This is a genomic window from Pseudarthrobacter sp. MEB009, from assembly GCF_030208875.1.
GTDB lineage: Bacteria > Actinomycetota > Actinomycetes > Actinomycetales > Micrococcaceae > Arthrobacter.
This window is the reverse complement of record NZ_JARVTC010000015.1, coordinates 186,478-207,508: the sequence shown is the minus strand read 5'-3', so window position 1 is coordinate 207,508 and position 21,031 is coordinate 186,478. Positions and strand designations below refer to the sequence as shown.

The window sequence follows — 21,031 nt, the reverse complement described above, 5'->3', positions numbered from 1 at the left end:
TGCGCATGAGTACACTGCAGGAATGGAAGTCGAACTGCGTCACCTGCGATCCCTGGTCAGCGTCATCGATACGGGTACTTTCACTGACGCCGGCATCGAGCTCGGCATCTCCCAGACCGCTGTCTCACGAAATATCGCCGCACTGGAATCAGCCCTTGGGGTGAGGCTCCTGCATCGGACGACCCGTAGTGTCTCCCCCACCCCAGCTGGTGAACGAGTACTCCGCCACGCCCGCCGTGCCCTCGCCGTGGTGGCTGATCTGCGCCAGGAAGCACTGGATGGGGCGAGTTCGATCCGGGTCGGGTACGCGTGGTCGGCCTTGGGCAAGCAAACCCTGGAATTCCAACGCCAATGGGCCGTAGCCCTTCCACACCATGAATTGCGCCTGACCCGAACAAATACACCCACCGCAGGACTGCTTGAGGGCACCAGTGACTTGGCGATACTGCGCCGCGTACCGGACACGACACGCCTCGAAATGGTTCTGATCGGTGTCGAGAAACGTTACTGCGCGATATCAGTCGATGACTCCCTGGCCACGAAACGCACGGTGACCCTCGCCCAGGTCGCCACGGCCCCGCTGGCGATCGATGACCGAACCGGAAGCACCCGACTCGACCTGTGGCCCGATGGCGGCCACCCGCACCACACCATTCCCACCAGCGACGTCGATGACTGGCTCACGGTTATCAGCAGCGGTAAAGCCCGCGGAGTAACCGCAGAATCAACAGCCCACCAGTACCGACGCCAAGGCCTCACCTACCGGGCCGTCCGCGACGCACCCCCCGTACCTGTTTACGCTGCCTGGACGAAAAAGGACCCGCCCGCAAGACTGCAGGACATCATCGCCCTCCTCGCAGGCCTCTACCTCTGACCCCGCCGAAACTCCGTGCATTGGAGCATCCTTCACGGTGCGTTTGGGGACGCGCTGTTAGCGCGGAGCGCCTGCCAGGTCACCGGTGATTCTGGCAATAACCTCCGACGAGACGGCAAGCATCTTTGTATCGAGCACAGCCATCGGCGCATAGGCCTTAGCGGCATCAGCCTTGAGATCTTCGGACAGAGCGAGCGCCGCGACCAGCAAATGAAGGCGCCGACTACGGTGTGCTGGAAGGACTTGGTGCCGGACCCGTGGAGGCGGACGTTCTGGGCGGCCCACATGCTCCGGAAGTCCTCGCTTTGGGTGGAGAGCTCTCCGATGAGGTCGGTCAGGTCCCGGTTATGGGGGTCCCGTGCAGCCTCCTGCCTCAGGATGGCAACAATGTCCTGGGCCATGGGCTCCCAGTCCACCACCTGGCCGGGCGCCGCAGGATCGAGGAAGAGGAAGCGGGCGAAGTTCTGTGGCTGCTCCGGCTCGTCCCCGTTGGGGTGGTAGAGCGCGCGGGCCAGGGATCCCAGGATGCTGTCGGAAACGCCAGTGAGGTTCCCCCGTTCGAGCCGGTTGTAGTAGTCAACGCTCATTCCTGCGAGCATGGCGAGTTCCTCACGGCTGAGTCCCGGCACGCGGCGCAAACCCACCGTAGACCGTTAACCCCGCCATATCAGGTGCAACAAACACATCCAATCACCGAAAGGGTAAAGTCCCGCCCGCTCATGCAGTCAGTCAAGTAGCGCGACGCCAAACTCGGCGACGACGGCCCGCAATTCCCTGAGGTAGAGCTGTGCCTGGTCGGTCAGCGGGATCGCTGCGTGGCCGATCCAGCCGATCTCTATGCGTTCGTCAACGTCGAGCGGGATGGCGACGATCTCCGGGTCGAGCTGCCCGCTGATGATGCCGGTCGAGATCGTGTAGCCGTGGAGCCCGATCATGAGGTTGAAGATCGTGGCCCGGTCAGAGACCCGGATCTCTTGCTTACTGGACATGGTGGAGAGAATCTCCTCGGCGAAGTAAAAGGAGTTGTTCGCACCTTGATCGAAGGTTAGCCGCGGCAAGCCGGCGAGATCGGCGAGAGTCGCACGCTCTTTTGAGGCGAGCGGATTGTTCCGCGAAATGAAAATGTGCGGATCGGCGAGGAAAAGCGGAGTGAACGCGAGCCCGGATTCCCGGAGCAGTTTGTCGATGATCTTCCGGTTGAAATCGTTCCGGTAGAGGATGCCTATTTCGCTGCGGAGCGTCCGGACATCCTCGATGATGTCCCAGGTACGGGACTCACGGAGCGAGAACTCGTACTCTGCCACATCAGTGGCCTTGACCATCCGGACGAAGGCGTCCACCGCGAACGAGTAGTGCTGCGTTGACACCCCGAGCAGGCGTCGCCGCGGTGGCCTGCCAAGGTAGCGCTGCTCGAGGAGAGCAAACTGCTCAACGACCTGCCTCGCGTAGCCGAGGAACTCCACCCCGTCGGCGGTGAGGGTGACCCCGCGGGCGGAGCGAGCCAGGAGCCCACGGCCCACCCGGGCCTCAAGGTCCTTCATCGCTGCGGACATTGTCGGCTGCGCCACGTAGAGAAGATCGGCCGCCGCGGAGATCGACCCCTCCGCTGCAACTTCTATGAAATAGCGGAGCTGCTGCAGGGTCAATCCGCTCGAAATCTGGGCCATAGGAAAATTCTATATGAATGCATAGTAGCCACGAGTTACTTGATACCTCTCGGAAGGCTGCACTATGGATGCACCCCCTTCGGAAAGGCCGTCTCCGGCCCATCAACGGATTGGCAGCACATGGCAGACGACTTCACCTTCAGCATCACCACCACCCCCTTCAACGAGGAATACGCCCCGTCGGAAGGCTCCCGGATCACCACAAATTTTGCCAACCTGGCACGGGGCGAGCACCGCCAGGAGAACCTCCGCAACGCCTTGACCATGATTCGGCGACGCTTCAACGATCTCGCAAGCTGGGACAACCCGGACCGGGACCGTTACACGCTCGAACTTGAGATCGTTTCCGTGCAAATAGAGTTCACGGCGGAGGGTACAGATCAGAAGTTCCCCCTGTTCGAGGTTCTCGACATCCAGATCGTCGACCAGCTAAACGGGGTCCGCCACCAAGGGATCGTGGGGAACAATTTCTCCTCCTACGTCCGTGACTTCGACTTCAGCGTCGTACTGCCAGCGGCAGCAACGGAGTCAGGCAAGCCCACCATCCCCGGGGACTTCGGCGATCTGCACGGAAAACTGTTCCAGCAGTTCCTCGATTCCCCGGCATGCCAGGAACGCTTCCCGCAGCCGCCAGTGGTGTGCATCAGCGTCTCCACGACCAAGACCTACCGGCGAACGGAGAACCGCCACCCGGTCCTGGGCGTCGAATACCAGCAGGACGAGTTCTCACTGACGGACGCCTACTTCGCAAAGATGGGGCTGCAGGTCCGCTACTTCATGCCGCGCGGCAGCGTTGCGCCACTCGCCTTCTATTTCCGCGGCGACCTGCTCAACGATTACTCCAACCTGCAGCTCATCGGCACGATCAGCACCATGGAGACGTTCCAGAAGATCTACCGCCCGGAGGTCTACAACGCGAACTCCGCCGCCGCCGTCGTCTACCAGCCGAGCCTGGGAGAGCAGGATTACTCGCGGACCCAGATCGATTACGACCGCGTCGAGCGCAGTCAGCTCGCGGTAACCCAGGCGAAGTACACCGAGGAACACTTCATCACGCCCCACAAAGATCTACTGGACCAGTGGACCGCCAAGTACCCCGCACTCGTCAACTGACCCACGGAGAATCGTCAATCATGAACACACTTTTGCCCACCACCGTTGTCGGAAGCCTGCCGAAACCATCGTGGCTCGCACAACCGGAGACTCTGTGGTCCCCGTGGAAACTGGACGGGGATACGCTGCTCGAGGGCAAGCAGGATGCACTGCGCATCGCCATCCACGAGCAGAGCCGACGCGGTATCGACATCGTCAGCGACGGCGAACAAACGCGCCAGCACTTCGTCACAACCTTCATCGAGCATCTCAGCGGGGTCGACTTTGAACAGCGCAAGACCGTGCGCATCCGCGATCGCTACGACGCGAGCGTGCCGACCGTCGTCGGAGCCGTGCGCCGCGAGCGGCCGGTATTCGTCGAAGACGCTAAGTTCCTCCGCGCAACCACCGACCTGCCGATCAAATGGACTCTTCCCGGTCCAATGACCATGGTGGACACACTTTACGATGACCACTACAAGAGCCGCGAGAAGCTGGCCTGGGAGTTCGCTGCGATCCTGAACCAGGAGGCGAAGGAACTGGAGGCGGCCGGCGTGGACATCATCCAGTTCGACGAGCCCGCGTTCAATGTCTTCCTCGACGAGGTCAAGGACTGGGGCGTGGCTGCGCTTGAAAGAGCGGCAGAAGGGCTGCGTGCGGAGACCGCCGTGCATATCTGCTACGGCTACGGGATCAAGGCCAATAACGACTGGAAGGCGACGCTCGGCTCGCAGTGGAGGCAGTACGAGGAAACGTTCCCGCTGCTTCAGGGCTCCAGCATCGACATCATCTCGCTGGAATCCCAGAACTCCCACGTGCCCATGGACCTCATCGAGCTCCTCCGCGGCAAGAAAGTCATGCTCGGGGCAATCGACGTCGCAAGCGAGACCATCGAGACCCCAGAGGAAGTCGCCGACACCCTCCGCAAGGCCCTGCAGTTCGTCGATGCGGACAAGCTCATTGCCAGCTCCAACTGCGGCATGGCACCGTTCCCCCGGGACATCGCACTGGCCAAGCTGAGTGCTCTCAGCGCAGGGACGAGAATCGTTCGCGAGGAACTCGCCAGCTCCACCCCCAGGGCGTCATAACGATGTTCCACGCCTACCCCGCAGATACTTGGCTCGAGGCTCCGAAGCAACGCTTCCCGTCCACCCTCTCGGCCGAGGAATTCAAGTCACTGTTCCGTGGCCACCCGGGAGGTGTCGCCGTCGTCACGGCGGATGCCGGCGAGGGACCGGTGGCGCTGACGGTATCGTCGGTCGTGTCAGTGAGTGCGGAACCTCCGTTGCTGATTTTCTCGGTCTCGGCACTGTCCTCGGCGTCCGAAGTGCTTTCGCGCGCCGAAACCGTCGTCGTGCACCTGCTTGACGCGCACGACGTCAACTTGGCGAAGTTTGGAGCGACGCCCGGCGTCGACCGCTTTGACCAGACGCACCGCTGGTCGTCCCTCGCAACCGGCGAAGCGGTGTATGACGATGTCCGCGCCTGGGTGCGCTGCGCCGTCATCAATCGCATGGAGGTGGGGACCGCCACCATCATTGCCGTTCACGCCCTGGAGTCCCGTGTGATGCGTGACGTCCAAGCGGGTGAACCCGGCGACGCGCTGGTCCACCACAACCGTTCGTGGCACCGTCTGGGCGAGCATTCCAAGCTGGAAGGCTGAGCGACGCGCCACCAATGCGAGGCGGTAAGGCTAACGGCTCACGACGGCGGGAGGTAAGGCGGTTTCTAGGGGTCGTTGCAACACCGTTGGTGGCTAGGTGGTTGTTAGTAGATCACGCAGGCGCTCGGCCGGGGTATCCCAGCCGAGCGTTTTGCGTGGGCGGGCGTTGAGTTCCTGGGCGACGTGCTCGAGGTCTTCGGGTCCGTAGACAGAGAGATCGGTGCCTTTGGGGAAGTATTGCCGGAGCAGCCCGTTGGTGTTCTCGTTGGAGCCGCGTTGCCAGGGGCTTGCTGGGTCGCAGAAGTAGACCTGTATGTCTGTGGCGAGAGTGAAGGATTTGTGGGCTGCCATTTCCACGCCCTGGTCCCAGGTCAGGGATCCGCGGAGGTGGGCCGGCAGGGTGGACATCGTGGCGATGAGTCCGTCCCTGACGGATTCCGCGGTGTGATCGGTTGGCAGGTGGACCAGCATGACGTAGCGGGTGGAGCGTTCGACCAGGGTTCCGATCGCTGACTGGTTCAGCGCCCCGGTGATTAAGTCCCCTTCCCAATGTCCGGGCACTGCCCGGTCCTCGATTTCGGGAGGCCGTTCGGAGATCATCACCATGGGATCGACGAACCGAGGCCGTCGCTCGTCGCCGTTTCTGTGAGGCTTCCGGCGCGCCCGGCCGGTCCGCAGGGCGGTCGCGAGTTCTCTACGCAGCCCGCCCCGGCCCTGAAGGTAAAGCGCCTGGTAGATCTTCTCGTGGGTCACGCGCATCTCCTGATCATCGGGAAAGTCCCTGATCAAAGTCTTGCTGATTTGTTCCGGCGACAATCGCAGGAGCAGTTTCGCTTCGATATGGTCACGCAGCCGGGGCAGGACCAGGATCTTGCGTTCTTTTGGTCTTGGCCGGCGGGAGGCAGCTTTGCGGTGGGCTGCGTAGGGTTGGTACCCGATCACAGGCTGGCTATTGCGGGCGAACTCCCTGCTGACCGTTGATGGCGAGCGGCCGAGTGCGGCCGCGATGGCACGAAGTGATGCCCCGGAGGAGCGGAGGTCCCGGATCATTTCCCGGTCCTGCAGCGACAGGAACCGCCCGTCGAGGGTCTTGTCCAGAGCGTCGAGCCCTGGAAGGGATATGCCCCGGACGCCCGGGGTGGTGGTTGTGCTCACTTCACGTGTGTAGTCCACGGACCGCCCGCCAGGATAGATGCGTCCATTCCTGGTTTTGCGGATCCCAACGTCCCACTCCTCAGCTGTGGTCTGGTGGATTCCCAGAGCTGCTGCGGCCTCGCGCCGGGACATACCGGCATCCCGGAGGCGGCGGAAGTCTTCGCGCTGCGGTCGGTCAGAGCGTTTGCGGGCTCTCCCGGCTTTCTGCATCCACCGATAGCAAGTGTTCCGGTTCAACCCGAGTTCACTGGCAGCAGCGGTGACACTGCCGGCCCGTTGCAGAACAGTAAAAAACAGGTCCTTCTTTTCCTGCGTGTGCTTTTCTCGCCCAGCCCCAATCCCTGCCTTGTGGGTCCACTGATAGCACGTCATCTGATTGAACCCGAGCTCCTCCGCAGCAACTGCCACCGAGCCAACCCGGTCGAAAACAGCAAAGAAGCGGTCCTTCTGTTCCTGCGTGTACTTTCTCTTCCCCGACGCTTTCCTGATTAAAGACGGCACGGTCGTTGCAACTCCCAAAATCTAGGGATGTTGCAACGACCGCTAGAACCCAAGGAGCCTCCCGCCGTTGTCCTCCTTAACATCGGGGCGTCCACCGAAGCAAACCGCGCGGCTCACTCCTGCATGAGGCCTTGGACGGCTCCAACGTAGACATCGACGCGATGACCACGTATCGACAAGGACCGGAGGCCCACACCCTGCGAATGAGGTCGGGCCTAGGACCTGCCGGACGCACCAAGAAGAACCCGCATAACCCGAATCCAGAGCAAGCAGACGGCCCACCAGCCGATCCTGATCCTGCTCCCCCGCTACCAAACAGGCAACCCGCGGCGCCAGGCACACCCCGCGGTCAGTGTCAGATGGACGCAACCCCAAGCCATGTCAACACGCTGAGGCAAAAACTCCTCCGACGAGGGGTCATGCTGTGCCCGAGGCGGGACTCGAACGCGATTCCCGGCCTTGTCATTGCTGGAATCCCGCGGAAACATGCGGAATCCGGGCCAGTCCGGCCGCTGTACGAGGCAGTCCGGGGCCGAAAGTGTGGACATTGTCCACACCTCTTTATCACCCGCTTGGATGGTCCTCGTGGCGACGTCCTCAAGCGAGGCAGAACACAGGGCTACGCGGGCGGCGACGAGTGCATATTGGTTGACAGAAGTACCGACCGGCATCGAGCAAGACACTCTCATCAGATTCCCTCCTTTCACACATACATGGCGGTTCGATCAGGAGGCGACACGACGTTGCAGAACGTTCTGAAAGGATTGGCACCGAAGGGTCCCCAAACATCGGTGCCACGCTGGGCTAAGGTTCTTACCAGGCAAGCTCTGTTTATCAACGGCTCTCTGCGAACTGATGGCCACCTACCCGTTACTTGAATCCTCAATTCCCGCACATCCGCGACCGGCTCATGGCAGACATACCCGGCAACAACGAACCAGCCTCTCTGTTGTGGTCGACTTTGAAGACCTGAACCGATTCAGCGGCTCCTTAGAAGTCGCGCGATGCTGCGTCACCGGCATGGCTTGGTAACGCCGCAAACCGGCCCTTTGACGACACTGGTCCCGAAGGAAGTGGAGCCTGGGTCAGGCGAGCAACGCCCTGCCTCCATCTCACGGGCTGAGCCAGACAACCGCTCACAAGCGGAGCCCGGTTGCTGATCCCGTATCCATCGCACTACGAGATCGATCAAGAGGACAATCAGGGATCCTGCCTGCGCCCTGTTAGTAGTAGCGACTCATTACAGCCAACTGACACGAGCTCCCGTAAGCTGGGTCCCCCTCACATACTCCAGACGAACGAATACAAAGAAGTTATCGGAAAGCTCGCGTACTCGATCGTGGAGCTATAAGGGGAAATCGTGGAGCTGCGAGCCGAAATCGCCGGGCTACGCGGCGAGATAGGAACTAGGTAAGTGCAGGTCCTGTCTTCACTGCAATTCAACACACTTGGGCCCTGACGAGTTGTGGTCTTAATGAGAGGAGCAACTTCGAACCGGTGGTTGGAGATCGAATGCACTGAAGCGTTGAATCGGGCTCATCCCCCACCGCCAGGCCCTGTCATCCGAACACGGAAAGGGTTAGCGCCTGTGGCAGAACCTTGAATTTCATCGCGTATTAGCCGGGCCGTCTTTATGTCGGACCGTACTGGGCGTTAAGGCCCCTTCTGAAGAAAGAAAGACTCACAGCTATTGCGCGCTAAGCCGTCCAACGGGCACCGGACTTCCCGCGACGACGAGCCTCGAAAATGACCGTAGCCTTGGCCTTCTTCACAGATGATGAAATTGTCGTGTGCGGGGACGGCGACGTGATCACCGAGGGCAAGATGCTCCGTGGGAGCATCTTTACTGGCTTGGGTCGTGAGACTTTCTGAGCGCAGCAGATCAGTCGAGGAAATACGCGAGAATCTTTTCACTAGAGTCCAGAATTTCGTCAGCAGACACACCAAGTCCTCGGGCGAGCGCACCTGATCCTATAAGGGCGATCTCCACGTCCGGCGAGAAGGCCCGTTCGACTAGTCCGAGATAGGCGGCCATGCCCTGCTCTAGTGTCACTATGAGTTCCTGGTACTCGATCGCAAGCTGCTCGTCGAGCACTTGCTGCTCGAGGAAGTATCGTTCGATCAGTTCGGCCTCTCGTCTTGATAGAGACGATGAGAGGGCCCTGTAAATCAGGATTCCGACCGTGTTGCCAATGATGGCGCCGAGGACGGGAACAGGGATGAACGCCTGACCGACAAATGAGGACAGCGCGCTAACTGCAGCCTCAAGGGAGACCAGCTGTGAGTTCTCGATAAACTTCTGCTCGTCGATTTCGCCCCTGCGGAGCTTGTTCGCCTGTTCTGCGATACCGAAGGTAGCGGTGACAATGGAGCTGGCGACTGCGGCGGATGTGGCGGTGAAGTTGGTCAGTGCGTAGACGCTAATGCCCCTAGCTCCGCCCTTAATCGTGCCAAAGCCCGTTTCGCCTGCGATATTGAGCCAGTCTTGCTCACTGAAATCGCGAAGCCGTTTGCCCTGCCGGAGCTTCGCGACAACGGCCAGCATGAAAGCAGTCCCACCCTCGATTGCGGCTGCTGTGAGTGTGACCGTTGCTGCTTCTTGAAGATCCGGCCGGCTCTCTTGGTAGGACGTGTCACGGAGGGACTGGTCGGTGGAAAGCAGGGATTCTTGCTCCGCCGCCATGGTCGACTTGTAGACGTTCCGCTGTACCTCGCGATACTTCAGCGTCGAGGGTTCCAGAGATTCAATGCCGATCGATCCGTCCCTAAAGAACGACTCGATCCGCTGCCAGTCCTTGAAGGACGGTCCGCTACCGCTGCGCGACAGGAGCTCGCCCGCCTCTTCGGGCGGCATGGAGTACAGCTTCTGGATCACCTCGAAATGATCACCAGGGATCTGGTACTTGCCGCCGTTCAGCACGTAGTCGGGATACTTTTGGAGGTGCTCAGCGATTGCCCCTAGCGAGAATCGGCCGCCGGCAGAGACGAACTTCTGCTGGATATCGATACCGTTGCGCAGCAGGTCCACTGGTCCGTTGTCGTTCACCCACTGGTAAACGGACTCCTGCCCGAGAATCAGTTTTCGTGCATTCCCTATACCCACTTCGGCGATTTCCGCGATAAAGCCGTGCATGCCGCGCAGTCCACCGCGATTGGCAGTCACCACCTCCAGTTCGATCTTCCTGATGGCTTCATCGATGCTTCCGAGTGCCTTCAGGAGGTTCTCGTCCTGATGCCGCAAGGAACTGAGTAGCTCGTCTATGCGGAGTTGATTGAGATAGTTCACCCAGGAAGCAACCGCCTGCTCCTGGTTACTCCTAACGAACTCCGTCATACTCTTCGTCACCCGTGCCGCGCTCGATGCGCTTCCCCAGCAGGGCCGCGCACGATTTGGTGTTGTTTACCAAGACGCCCAGCTTCTTCTGTTGGGACTCGGAGAGCGAAAGGAAGTCCGCTCCAAAGCACACCAGCGCTTCGCCGTAGCCCTTCAAGAGTTCTTCGCGAATCGTTGTTGTCTTCTGGAGGAGGTCCCCGATTCGGGCTTGATCGGCTTTGACCAAGGCGGTGTTGTGTTTCACGTCAGTAAGCGCCGCCTGCTTTGCTTCTCGATTATCGAACTTCTTCTTTGCGAACAACGCGATTGACGTGAGGAGGGATGCTCCTGCGACGGTCCATCCTATGGGGCCGGCCAGTGCCAGCAGAGCTCCGCCTGCGGCACTGCCTCCACCACCCGCTGCCAAGGCGCCGCCTCCAAGCCAGGCAAGAGCGGCCTTGCTCGCAACTGCGCCGGAAAGCGTGGAGATCGCGGTGCCAGTCGAGGCAGTTCCGAAGGTGGTCGCCACCCACATTGCGGCTGTCGGCGCCACGCTGGCGATCGCAGCTCCCGCAGCAAACCCGGCGCCGGCGCCGGCGGCGGACTTCCGCGCTGCTTCGAGTTCCTGCCTTGCTAGCTCTTCCGCGTCCAGGAACTCGGCTTTGTTGAACTCGATTTCTTCAAAGGAGGCCTCGAATGACTTTGGGGTGTTGGCGATGCTATTCAGCAGCAGTTCGACGAGCTCGATCAAGTCTGTCGATCTCTCCCGCTGACGCAGGAGGGCAAGTCCTTCGTCGTTCATCGCAGTGAAGGCAACGTTGTACTCGGCTATGGGCTCCTCATATTGGTCCGGCATCCTTGCAGTCAATTTGTCGACCCCGTCTCTGGCGGCAAGCTTGACATTGTCAGCCTGCTCGATGAGCTGCGTCGAGGCGGTCCGCCAGACCCTCCCAATTCCATTTTTGGGATTGCTTGTATCGAAGCGGTCAACCACCATTTCCCCCTAAATTGATGTGCGTCTTGTCTACCAGGAAAAGAGTATCGACTCCGAGTGACAAGATTGGACGTGCCGCCTGCCGACCCGTTCACTTTCGAATGCGCTGCCGCCGACCTTGATAAAGCGGGCAGCGCATTTTGGCAAGTAGGCACGTCTAGCAGACGCTCTGTCCCCGCTCCGGGCTACGGCAAGTGGACAGGTGCGCCGTCCGGTGTCTCCAGGATGGAGAAAGCAAACTATCCGCGCCGAGCGCAGGGACAGCCGTCGTAGCTTGATCACGGAGGGGCATCATTTTGCAGGTGCCGTGGCGGACCTAGTGCGCACTGTCGTATTTACATGACAGTACTTCAACAGGCCGTAAGACTGTACCTAGTTGCCATTCACGTGGGACATTGCGACTCCCAGGCACAGATATTGCGAAAGCCCTTAGCGCGCGACTTTCAAAGGCTAGGCTCTGAGCTTGCGTTGGCTCCTAAGACCGGAAGCTCCAGTTGAATCCGTAGCGCCGGAACAGGAGACGCTGTTGACTTGCGTAATTCCGGGCGAGCTGTTTGACACATCAGCGACACGTTCGTGTTCCGTTGAAGGATCAACACACGCTGCTGCAACAATGTCACTCATTGATCCGATTGACTGCCGGCTGAACGCCGGGTGTGGGGGTAATGGTGGGTTTTTACGTTCGGAAGAGCCTGAAGGCAGGTCCGTTCAGGTTTAATCTGAGCAAGTCCGGGCTCGGCGTCAGCGCCGGTGTTCCAGGATTTCGCGTTGGTTCCGGTCCTCGTGGCAACTATGTACGCATGGGCGCCAGCGGTATCTATTATCAGGCTTCTGTCGGTGGCACGAAGCAGGCCGGACAATCTTTCGGGCCCCCCATCCTTCCAGTTTCAGCATCGCCGGATGTGGTCTTTGAGGACCAACGGGGTGCCAGCGTCCAAGCGCTTGCTCCTACATCGTCGGATGACCTCGTACAGCAGCTGAACGAGGCCGGAAAACGTAAACCACTGACTCGCTGGGTCGTCATCGCGGTCGTATTACTGGGCTTGATCACGATGCCTTTTGGCTTGCTTGTGTGGCTGCTCGGTATTCCTGCCATCTGGTGGGTTGTTCAGCGGGACCGCGCCAAACGGTCCGTAGTAATCTTCTATGACGTCAATGACGGGCATGCCCGCCAATTTCAGGCGCTTCTCGACGCTGGAAGTATCTTGGGGCAATCCCAAAAAATCTGGCGCATAAATGAGGCCGGGGCGTTGCAGTCCGGGCACCAACAAAAGGTCAACGCAGGCGCTTCATCCCTGGTTGGACGTTCCACCGCTGGCTTCAGCGTCACCGGCCCGCGGGAGCTGGTGACGAACATTGCCGTACCCGGCATAACTGCCGATAAGACGTCAATGTATTTCCTGCCGGACCGGATCCTCCTCTCGCAAAACGGCGCCTTTGCGGACGTCACTTTTGACTCGCTGCGTATACGTCAGCGGTTGACCAACTTCATCGAATCCCCCGGCGCGACTCCTTCGGACGCGGTCCAGGTTGGATCTACGTGGCAGTACGTCAACAAAAAGGGCGGTCCGGACCGTCGGTTCAAGAACAATCCGGTACTGCCCATCATGAAGTACACGGAGCTGGAGCTCGAAAACACCAACGGCTTCAGATGGACCCTGCAAGTATCCAGCGCCGAGGCGGCATCTCGATTCGCCAGGGAACTGAAATCAGCTGCAGACAACGAAGTCTCCATTCCCAGCCATGCACCCGCCGCTCCAGCGGCACCTCAGCCAAATATCACTCCGTCACCTGCGGTAAACGCCTTCACCCCAGCACCCCAGGCTCAACCCAAGCTAGCGAATCACCCGGCACCGGCCGTGGCGGTTCAGCGCAAGGCACGGTGGTATGGGCCGGAAGAGTCCCTGGATCTCGGCAATGGCGTCCGCATCCCAGGCATGATCTACGCCGGTCAGGAACTCACGTCCCCGCGAGGAGGCACAGAGCCGTCGCTGATCAACCCCACGCTACGGGTCGACTCCCGCAACCCGGACTGGGCAGGCCAATGCCTGAACTACTGGCCCTCCTATGCCGACATCACGCCAGCCGGGCGAGCCGCATACCTCTCATGGTTGGCCCAAGGCCGCCGCCTTCCAAATACGCCGATCGGTTACGTTTTTCTCTTCATGTACGGGCTTGAACGCCGCGTCCTCGTCGACATCGCCAAGCAACCAGAGCTGGCTTCCGAGCTGAGCGGCATCAGGGCGGAGATGTTGGCGCTGCTTGAGGTATACGAGGACTCAAGTGGGTCCTTCCGATCGTACGCATCCCGCTTTGTCGACGTCATCGACTTCATGATGCTGGAGGCTGAGGACGACTCCCCCAAGGTCCCGGCCCTGACAGAATCACGGTGGGACGTACCCCTAGCTCTCCGAGCCCACCTTGGCTCCTTCGCCGCCGACGGCAAGCCCATCCCCGCCGAATGGGCGATGGCATGGGGATGGTTCCACCCTGAAGTCGCCGTCCGCACACCGGCAACCCGCTGCCCCGAAGAATTCACACAACTGTTCCGCGTCCGCTACCAACAACGATTCGGCGACGGATTCACCGTCCGGCCCGGCGCATCGAGAGTGCAGCTCAGCTACACAACAGCCAACTCCCAAATCGGCGGCGCCACCATGACCATGGGAGAAATCGCCGACGTCTTCAACCAGCGTGCACCACAAAAGAAGCTCTCAGCCTTATTCGACGACGTCACCGCAGAACTGGACCCATACAGTCGCTGGCTAGGCCGCAACACCGACAAAACAGAAACCCTTGCGGCAGCAGCACTCCTGCCGAGGGACCTACTCGTCGACGCGGAAGGTCCGGTAGGTGCCTTCCGAAGCTGGGTGACACAAAAACTCGCAGAACACCGAAGCGTGGAAATGACAGGTCAGGACCTGTTCGAACACTGGCCCCCTAACAACGGGGAGAAACTCTCCAAGCCCGAAGCGGTTAACCTTGCGACACTCCTCGACGGCTTCGCCATCGGGCTCGAACCCGACGTACGTTTCGGCGGCACTGCCATCACTCCCGAACTCCCCGTCGTCCTCTTTCACACGGAGCCCGGAAGCCCCCACTCTCCAACACCGTCGTATAGCACCGCCCTGACCATGACGCACCTCGCCGCCGCGGTAATTACGGCCGACGGCGACATCTCCCCCGCCGAGCTGGACCACCTGACTGCCCACATCGAATCTTCCCTGCAGCTAACCTCAGCCGAACGCACTCGGCTCCACGCACATCTCCAGTGGCTCGGGGCATCAGAGGTGAAACTCACCGGACTGACAAAACGGCTCAGCACACTCACCACAACGCAGAAAGCAGCTTTGGGAGACATGCTGGTGACCGTCGCAGCCGCTGACGGACAGATCGCGCCGAGTGAAGTGAGTACCCTCCAGAAGATCTACAAACTTCTCGACTTGGACACCGCCGTCGTCACCAGCCGCCTCCACGCAGCTATGTCCGCACCGAACCCAGCCGCAGCGGGACCGGTTACCGTGCGTCAGGCAGGAAAACCTGATCCGGGAGTTCCCATCCCCGCGCCCCTACCTCTGACTCAGGATGCGCCGCCGGCCAACACGTACCTCCTCGACTCATCGACGATCCAAGCAAAGATGGCCGAAACCGCGGAAGTCTCTGCACTTCTTGGTGACATCTTCAGTGAGGACGATCCGGCCTCTGCCGAACCACAGGCACAACCATCCCCCGCACCAAGTCCATCCGTCTCGGCGCCAAGCAACCAGCCCAGCTCAACCATCGGGGACCTGGACGCATCTCACTCCGACCTCGTCCGCGCACTTGCCGGGGTCACGCAACTCCCCTGGGCCGACTTCGAAGACCTCTCCGCACAGCACGGTTTACTGCCGCAAGGTGCCATGGACGCCGTTAACGAAGCAGCACTGGACGCCGCCGACGAGCCGCTCCTTGAAGGCGACGAAACCCTCACCATTAACCCGACCGCACTGCAGGAGCTCCTGGCATGACCGTCTCGCCTCAAACCACCATCCGACCACGCGAACGTGACGCGCTCCTGCAATCCCTGCGCGCCGGCGTCGTTCCCAGAATGGGACAACAACACGTACAGGTAGGACGGGTCAAGGAAGTCAAAGCACTCCTGTCCGATATCAACAGGATCAACGACGGCGGCTCGGGCAGCCGTTTCATCATCGGAGACTACGGCTCAGGTAAGACCTTCTTCCTACACGTCGTGCGATCCATCGCGCTTCAGCAAAAACTCGTCACCGTCCATGCCGACCTCTCCCCCGACAGGCGCCTTCACGCAACCGGCGGCCAAGCCCGCAGTCTCTACGCCGAACTCATGCGAAACATGGCCACACGAGCCAAACCCGACGGCGGCGCCATGTCCAGCGTCGTGGAGCGATTCGTTTCGCAGGCCCTGACGGAATCCCGGGACACCCGTGTACCTGTCGAGAGCATCATCCGCAGAAGCCTGTCTGAACTCTCCGAGCTCACCGGCGGCTACGACTTCGCCGAAGTCATCGCCAAATACTGGCAAGGACACGACACCGGCAACGAACAGCTCAAGTCCGATGCTGTTCGGTGGCTGCGAGGAGAATTCGCCACCCGTACCGACGCTCGAGCAGCCCTTGGCGTCCGAACAATCATTGATGACTCCAATTTCTACGACCAACTCAAGCTTCTCGCACGCTTTGTCCGCCTGGCTGGCTTCGGGGGGATCCTCGTCTGCCTCGACGAGATGGTCAACCTTTACAAGCTGGCCAACACACAAGCTCGAAACTCCAACTACGAACAAATCCTCCGGATACTCAACGACTCCACCCAAGGCAGCGCAGCAAGCCTTGGTTTCATCTTCGGGGGAACACCCGACTTCCTGCTCGATCCCCGCCGCGGCCTCTACTCTTACTCCGCATTGCAATCTCGCCTGGAAGAAAACAGCTACGCCGTCGACGGACTCGTGGACTACTCCGGACCCGTCCTGCGCCTGGCCAGCCTGACGCCGGAAGACTTCTACGTCCTGCTGACCAAACTCCGGCATGTCCAGGCCGCCGGAGACGAATCAGCCTACCTGATCAGCGACGAAGGCATCACCCAGTACATGAACCACTGCGCTCAGCGCATCGGAGACGCGTACTTCCGAACCCCCCGGAACACGATCAAAGGCTTCCTCGACCTGCTGGCGGTGCTAGAACAAAACCCAGACCGCGCCTGGGAGGACCTCGTGACGGGCATCAACATCCAACGGGAGTCCAACCCGGACCTAGCTCCGTTGGCTCCCACCACTGACCCTTCTTCCGTACCCACCCGAACCCGCGATATTCTCTCTGACCAGAACCCAGCCGACGACCGCCACACAACGAACGACACCGATGACGACCTTTCAGTCTTCAAGCTCTAGGGCCTCAGAAGCCCACACAGCGTTTAATCGGCTCCATCGAAGTGTTCAGTCGTGGATTTGGGAACAGAAATGGGAGCATCTGCGCCCTGCCCAGGCCGAAGCGATCGACCCCATCCTCCGCGGCGATACCGACGTCATCATCAGTGCAGCTACCGCCTCAGGCAAAACAGAAGCGGCCTGGCTACCAATCTTGTCGTCCTTAGCCGCGGCTCGGGACAGCGAAACGCTGCTCAATGGGGTGAAGGCACTTTACATCTCCCCCTTAAAGGCCCTGATCAACGATCAGTACGGCAGGCTCGAATCCTTGGCCGAAAAAGTGGATATGCCGATTCATCGCCGCCACGGAGACGTAGGCGACAGCGCCCGCCGTGCCCTCAAGGAATCACCCGACGGGCTCCTGCTCATTACCCCGGAATCCTTGGAAGCGATGTTTATTATCCAAGGGACTCGCCTCCCGGTCATGCTCAGCGGGCTGCAGTACATTGTGATCGACGAATTGCACTCCTTCATCGGCACTGAACGCGGAGCGCAGCTGCAATCGCTGCTGCACCGGGTCGAGCTGGCCATCCGCAGACGGATCCCCCGCATCGGGCTCTCCGCCACACTCTCCGACGCCTCCATCGCCGCGCGCTTCCTCAGACCAGGTAACGAACAAGCCGTCCACGTGATCGGGGGCCACGACGATGACGCCGCTGAGCTCCGCATGCAGCTGCGCGGGTACATCACCAGCGGCGGCGGTGTGTCCGACGGCGAAGATCCCACGGAGGTCGAACCCGACAAGCTGGCAATCGCTGACCACCTATTCCGGAACCTGCGCGGACAGGACAACCTGGTTTTCGCCAATTCGCGTGCCAATGTCGAAACCTACGCCGACCTCCTCAAAAGCATCAGCGACCGAGCACGGGTCGTGAACGAGTTCTTCCCCCACCACGGCAACCTGTCCAAGGACTTCCGCGAAAACGTTGAGTCCCGGCTACGGTCTGCCGGGACACCAACAACGGCCGTCTGCACCTCCACGCTCGAGATGGGCATCGATATAGGTTCCGCCGACGCCGTAGCCCAAGTCGGCGCACCGGGTAGTGTTTCCGCGCTGCGCCAACGTCTGGGAAGGTCAGGCCGACGTGGCAAACCGGCCACCCTACGCATCTACGTATCGGAACGGCCAGTCGATCAACGGACCCCTCCCGTCGACCAACTCCGTGCCGAGTTGTTCGAAACAGTCGCCACCATCGAACTGCTGCTTGAGAAGTGGTACGAACCACCCAATACCGACGGCCTTCACCTCTCCACGCTGATCCAACAGACTCTCTCCGTGATCGCCCAACACGGCGGCGCGACGGCGGCCGAGCTCTACAGCGCCCTCTGCACGGAGGGCCCCTTCAGCCATATTGATCAACCCATGTTCATCCAGTTGCTACGCAGCTTGGGAAACAACGACATCATCGTGCAGTCATCCGATGGCACCCTCCTGGCTGGAACCAAGGGGGAACGGCTCATCAACCACTACAGCTTCTACAGTGCCTTCCACACAGCCGAGGAGTATCGGCTCGTATCCTCGGGCCGCACGCTCGGATCGATCCCCATAGACCAGCCGCTTGTGGAAGGCGGCCTCCTGATCTTCGCCGGACGTCGGTGGCGCATCCTTGACGTCGACATCGCTGGCAAAGTCATCAACCTGACCAAGGCCGGAGGCGGCCGGCCCCCGTCCTTCTCAGGTAGTGGCATCCTAATTGCCGACGGCATACGTCAACGGATGAAGCAGCTCTACGAAACTCGGGATGTACCCGTTTACCTCGACGAAGCGGCACGAGCGCTCTTCCAGGAAGGCCGGGCCGCATACGACAGGCTTGGCCTCCGAGAGAGCCCTCTCATCACGTGGGGCGATGACACTATCCTGTTCCCTTGGGCCGGTGACCGGACCTTGAACACACTCCATGTCCTTTTCAGCAGCGAAAACTACGAGTCAACCCTCGACGATGTGGGAATGACGCTCCGTAAGACATCGCGTGTGCAAGCAGCTACCGCTCTCAAGTATCTGGCTGCCCTCCCCTCACCCGATCCATCTGACCTAGCGAGCAACGTCATTGTCAAAGAGCGCGACAAGCATGATGTATACCTTGACGACCAATTACTCACGCATTCCTACGCGGCCGCAGCGCTCGACGTCGAGACAGCGTGGCCACTTGTCAAACATTTGGCCGAGGCAACCACCCAATTTGCGGAAGACCTGACAAACTACCGGCCAAAATCAGTCGTCACGACGAACACCGAGCCCATGCTTGAACTAGCTGACGGCGGACCATATGCCGTGATCGATGTCGAAACAACCGGATTCTCACCGCAGCGGGACCGCATTGTCGAAATTGCCATCGTGCATGTTAACGAACAGGGCACCGTTCAGGGCACGTGGTCAACCCTCGTCGACCCTGAGCAAGCAACCGGCCCTAGCCACGTCCACGGGATCAGTGATCACGACGTCCGCAACGCCCCACGGTTCATCGACGTACTCCCTCACATTCAGCAAAAGCTAGCCGGACGAACTGTGGTGGCACACAACGCAGCATTCGACCTGGGATTTCTCAGGTCGGAGTTCCAGCGAGCGGGAGAAATGATCCCGCACTGGCCTCTTGTCTGCACGATGCAACTGACAAAGAGCTATCACCCCGGCGAGAGCGCCTCCCTGGCAGACACCTGCAAACGACTCAATGTCGAAACAGGAAAAGCGCACACGGCAGCCGCCGATGCCCTCGCCGCGGCTGGTGTACTTTCCTCATACATCGGAAGAGACCCTAAAGTCGCAGCTCGTCCCGCCTAGCCCATGCCGGCGACCGCTGACTAACCCGAGCATCACCGATAACGGCTCATATGTTGGGACCGGAAGCAGTTCGCTGGCCCATCCGACGCAGTTATCCCGCCAGACGATGTCACGTGCCGAATAGCGGGTCCCTTCACGTCATGACGCCGAACCCTAGCCTGCCCATGAATAGCCACAAGCAACAACACTGTTTGTCATTCTGATATCCGATCATCGTTGGGCGGTCCTCCGCGCAACCAGGCGCTAACGCGCCGGACCCGATACGGAGCCTTCGGTCGGCGATCCTGCGTCGCTATTCTCCTCCCGAAGTTTCCGGACCTGTCCCGGTCCACCAAGTTGCGCTCCAGTCTCTAGCTCAGCGACCAGGTCCCCTATCAGAGCGACGCGCAAGTCTAACGACCGCAAGGTAACAGACGAGGGTAAAGGACACGGACAATGAATGCGCTCACCATTAAGGACCCGGCCGACCTGCTCAGCTTCATCGGGCACACCCTAGGGTTCTGGCCCGAGGAAAGCCTGGTCTGCATCACCCTGGACAAAGGCAAGGTCGGCGCCACCCTCCGCATCGATCTCCCCCGCCAACCGGGAACGGAACTTCCCTACGCCAGGACTGTCAGTAGCTACCTCACCAGTGACACCAGCGCGACGAGCATCGTCTTCGCCCTCTACACCTCAACCCACTGCGAACCAGGACAACCGAAGCCGCACGCCGCTACCATCGCTGCCCTCACCGGAGTCCTCGCCGAAAACGACATCACCATCCGCGACGGAATCTTCGTCAGCGACGAAACCTACTCCCCCTACGACAGCGAACCCGGACAAGACATCAGCCTGCCCCTCAGCACCACTGAATACAGCCGCGTCAACGCCGAATTCATCTACCGCGGAAGCACCATCGAACCCACCAACCGAATAGTCCTCCCCACGCCGACCGACGAAGCAGACCACGCCATCGCCGTCGAGAAGCGCATGAAGACCATCCGATCACAGGCACCGCACCAAGCGGCGCTACAAGCCACCAGGCTCTGGACGACCATGCTGGACTCAAACGACTTCCCGACCGACGAGGACTGCACCACCCTCATCGCGAACTTCCAATTCCCCCACATCCGCGACCGACTCATGGCAGACATCCCCGGCATTGACGAACCACCGCAACACATCCTCTTCGCCCAAACTCAGTCCGCGCCCAGGTGGTCGCGCGTTGAGTGGGCACAACAACTCCTCCTCCACGTCTACACAAGAACCAGCCCACAACACGCCGCCCCGATCCTCACCACCATCGGCTACATCAACTGGTGGGAAGGCCGAGGATCCAAAGCCCACCAATATATGCAACTCGCCCTCGACACAGACCCCGGCTACCGCTTCGCACGACTCACCGACCAAATGCTCGGAGCCGGCATCATCGCAGGCTGGAACACCAACAAAAACACCGCCTACAAAACACGCCTCGATATGCCGTAGGTCGAGACCGCCGGTCAGCTTGCCGCTAGCTCGTCACGGCCTCCAAAAGACCATTTGTGGTTTGGCGGGGAGTCCGCGGCTTCGTCCAG

Annotated in this window: 14 protein-coding genes; 9 read left to right on the top strand and 5 right to left on the bottom strand. The window is 60.4% G+C overall.

Annotation, left to right across the window (positions count from 1 at the left end):
• Window positions 1–22: 22 nt before the first annotated feature.
• On the top strand, window positions 23–874 hold the full coding sequence (locus QRN07_RS16325; protein ID WP_285241606.1) for a LysR family transcriptional regulator: 852 nt from the start codon (window positions 23–25) through the stop codon (window positions 872–874).
• 32 nt (window positions 875–906) lie between these two features.
• On the opposite strand, the gene QRN07_RS16320 is transcribed toward QRN07_RS16325, so the two are convergent.
• On the bottom strand, window positions 907–1,473 hold the full coding sequence (locus tag QRN07_RS16320; RefSeq protein ID WP_285241605.1) for an MmyB family transcriptional regulator: 567 nt from the start codon (window positions 1,471–1,473) through the stop codon (window positions 907–909).
• Window positions 1,474–1,599: 126 nt separating this feature from the next.
• Entirely contained in the window at window positions 1,600–2,541 is a 942-nt protein-coding gene (locus QRN07_RS16315) for a LysR family transcriptional regulator (protein WP_050684287.1), read from the bottom strand.
• 120 nt (window positions 2,542–2,661) lie between these two features.
• Between QRN07_RS16315 and QRN07_RS16310 the strand changes: the two genes are divergently transcribed.
• From QRN07_RS16310 to QRN07_RS16300, 3 genes are read left to right on the top strand one after another with little or no spacing between them, the layout of a single operon-like run.
• On the top strand, window positions 2,662–3,654 hold the full coding sequence (locus tag QRN07_RS16310) for a DUF1852 domain-containing protein (protein WP_050684286.1): 993 nt from the start codon (window positions 2,662–2,664) through the stop codon (window positions 3,652–3,654).
• A gap of 20 nt (window positions 3,655–3,674) precedes the next feature.
• On the top strand, window positions 3,675–4,721 hold the full coding sequence (locus tag QRN07_RS16305; RefSeq protein ID WP_285241604.1) for a methionine synthase: 1,047 nt from the start codon (window positions 3,675–3,677) through the stop codon (window positions 4,719–4,721).
• Between the two features lie 2 nt (window positions 4,722–4,723).
• On the top strand, window positions 4,724–5,296 hold the full coding sequence (locus QRN07_RS16300; protein ID WP_285241603.1) for a flavin reductase family protein: 573 nt from the start codon (window positions 4,724–4,726) through the stop codon (window positions 5,294–5,296).
• Window positions 5,297–5,389: 93 nt separating this feature from the next.
• Here the strand turns inward: QRN07_RS16300 and QRN07_RS16295 are convergent, their stop codons facing one another.
• Window positions 5,390–6,583: an IS30 family transposase gene (locus QRN07_RS16295; protein WP_285241602.1), complete on the bottom strand. Its 1,194-nt coding sequence runs from the start codon at window positions 6,581–6,583 to the stop codon at window positions 5,390–5,392.
• Between QRN07_RS16295 and QRN07_RS16290 the strand changes: the two genes are divergently transcribed.
• The gene (locus QRN07_RS16290) at window positions 6,545–6,943 is read left to right on the top strand and encodes a hypothetical protein (RefSeq protein ID WP_157371076.1); all 399 of its coding nucleotides are present in this window, start codon (window positions 6,545–6,547) and stop codon (window positions 6,941–6,943) included. The two genes, QRN07_RS16295 and QRN07_RS16290, sit on opposite strands and share 39 nt — an antisense overlap.
• A 1,891-nt stretch (window positions 6,944–8,834) precedes the next feature.
• On the opposite strand, the gene QRN07_RS16285 is transcribed toward QRN07_RS16290, so the two are convergent.
• Together QRN07_RS16285 and QRN07_RS16280 are read right to left on the bottom strand one after the other, a co-directional pair.
• Window positions 8,835–10,286 carry a hypothetical protein gene (locus QRN07_RS16285; RefSeq protein ID WP_285241601.1) on the bottom strand — a complete coding sequence of 484 codons (1,452 nt, stop codon included), beginning with the start codon at window positions 10,284–10,286 and terminating at the stop codon, window positions 8,835–8,837.
• Window positions 10,270–11,262, bottom strand: a complete 993-nt coding sequence (locus QRN07_RS16280) for a hypothetical protein (RefSeq protein WP_285241600.1) — start codon at window positions 11,260–11,262, stop codon at window positions 10,270–10,272. Before QRN07_RS16280 ends, QRN07_RS16285 begins: the two co-directional genes overlap by 17 nt.
• Before the next feature lie 662 nt (window positions 11,263–11,924).
• On the opposite strand from QRN07_RS16280, the gene QRN07_RS16275 reads away from it, so the two are divergent.
• The 4 genes from QRN07_RS16275 to QRN07_RS16260 all read left to right on the top strand — a co-directional run bounded on the left by QRN07_RS16275 (window position 11,925) and on the right by QRN07_RS16260 (window position 20,942).
• Window positions 11,925–15,266, top strand: a complete 3,342-nt coding sequence (locus QRN07_RS16275) for a TerB N-terminal domain-containing protein (RefSeq protein ID WP_285241599.1) — start codon at window positions 11,925–11,927, stop codon at window positions 15,264–15,266.
• Window positions 15,263–16,660: an ATP-binding protein gene (locus QRN07_RS16270; protein WP_285241598.1), complete on the top strand. Its 1,398-nt coding sequence runs from the start codon at window positions 15,263–15,265 to the stop codon at window positions 16,658–16,660. Before QRN07_RS16275 ends, QRN07_RS16270 begins: the two co-directional genes overlap by 4 nt.
• On the top strand, window positions 16,632–19,475 hold the full coding sequence (locus tag QRN07_RS16265) for a DEAD/DEAH box helicase (RefSeq protein WP_285241597.1): 2,844 nt from the start codon (window positions 16,632–16,634) through the stop codon (window positions 19,473–19,475). The genes QRN07_RS16270 and QRN07_RS16265 overlap by 29 nt, the downstream gene beginning before the upstream one ends.
• A gap of 435 nt (window positions 19,476–19,910) precedes the next feature.
• Window positions 19,911–20,942, top strand: coding sequence for a DUF4192 domain-containing protein (locus QRN07_RS16260; RefSeq protein ID WP_285241596.1), 1,032 nt, complete (start codon window positions 19,911–19,913; stop codon window positions 20,940–20,942).
• Window positions 20,943–21,031 lie beyond the last annotated feature (89 nt).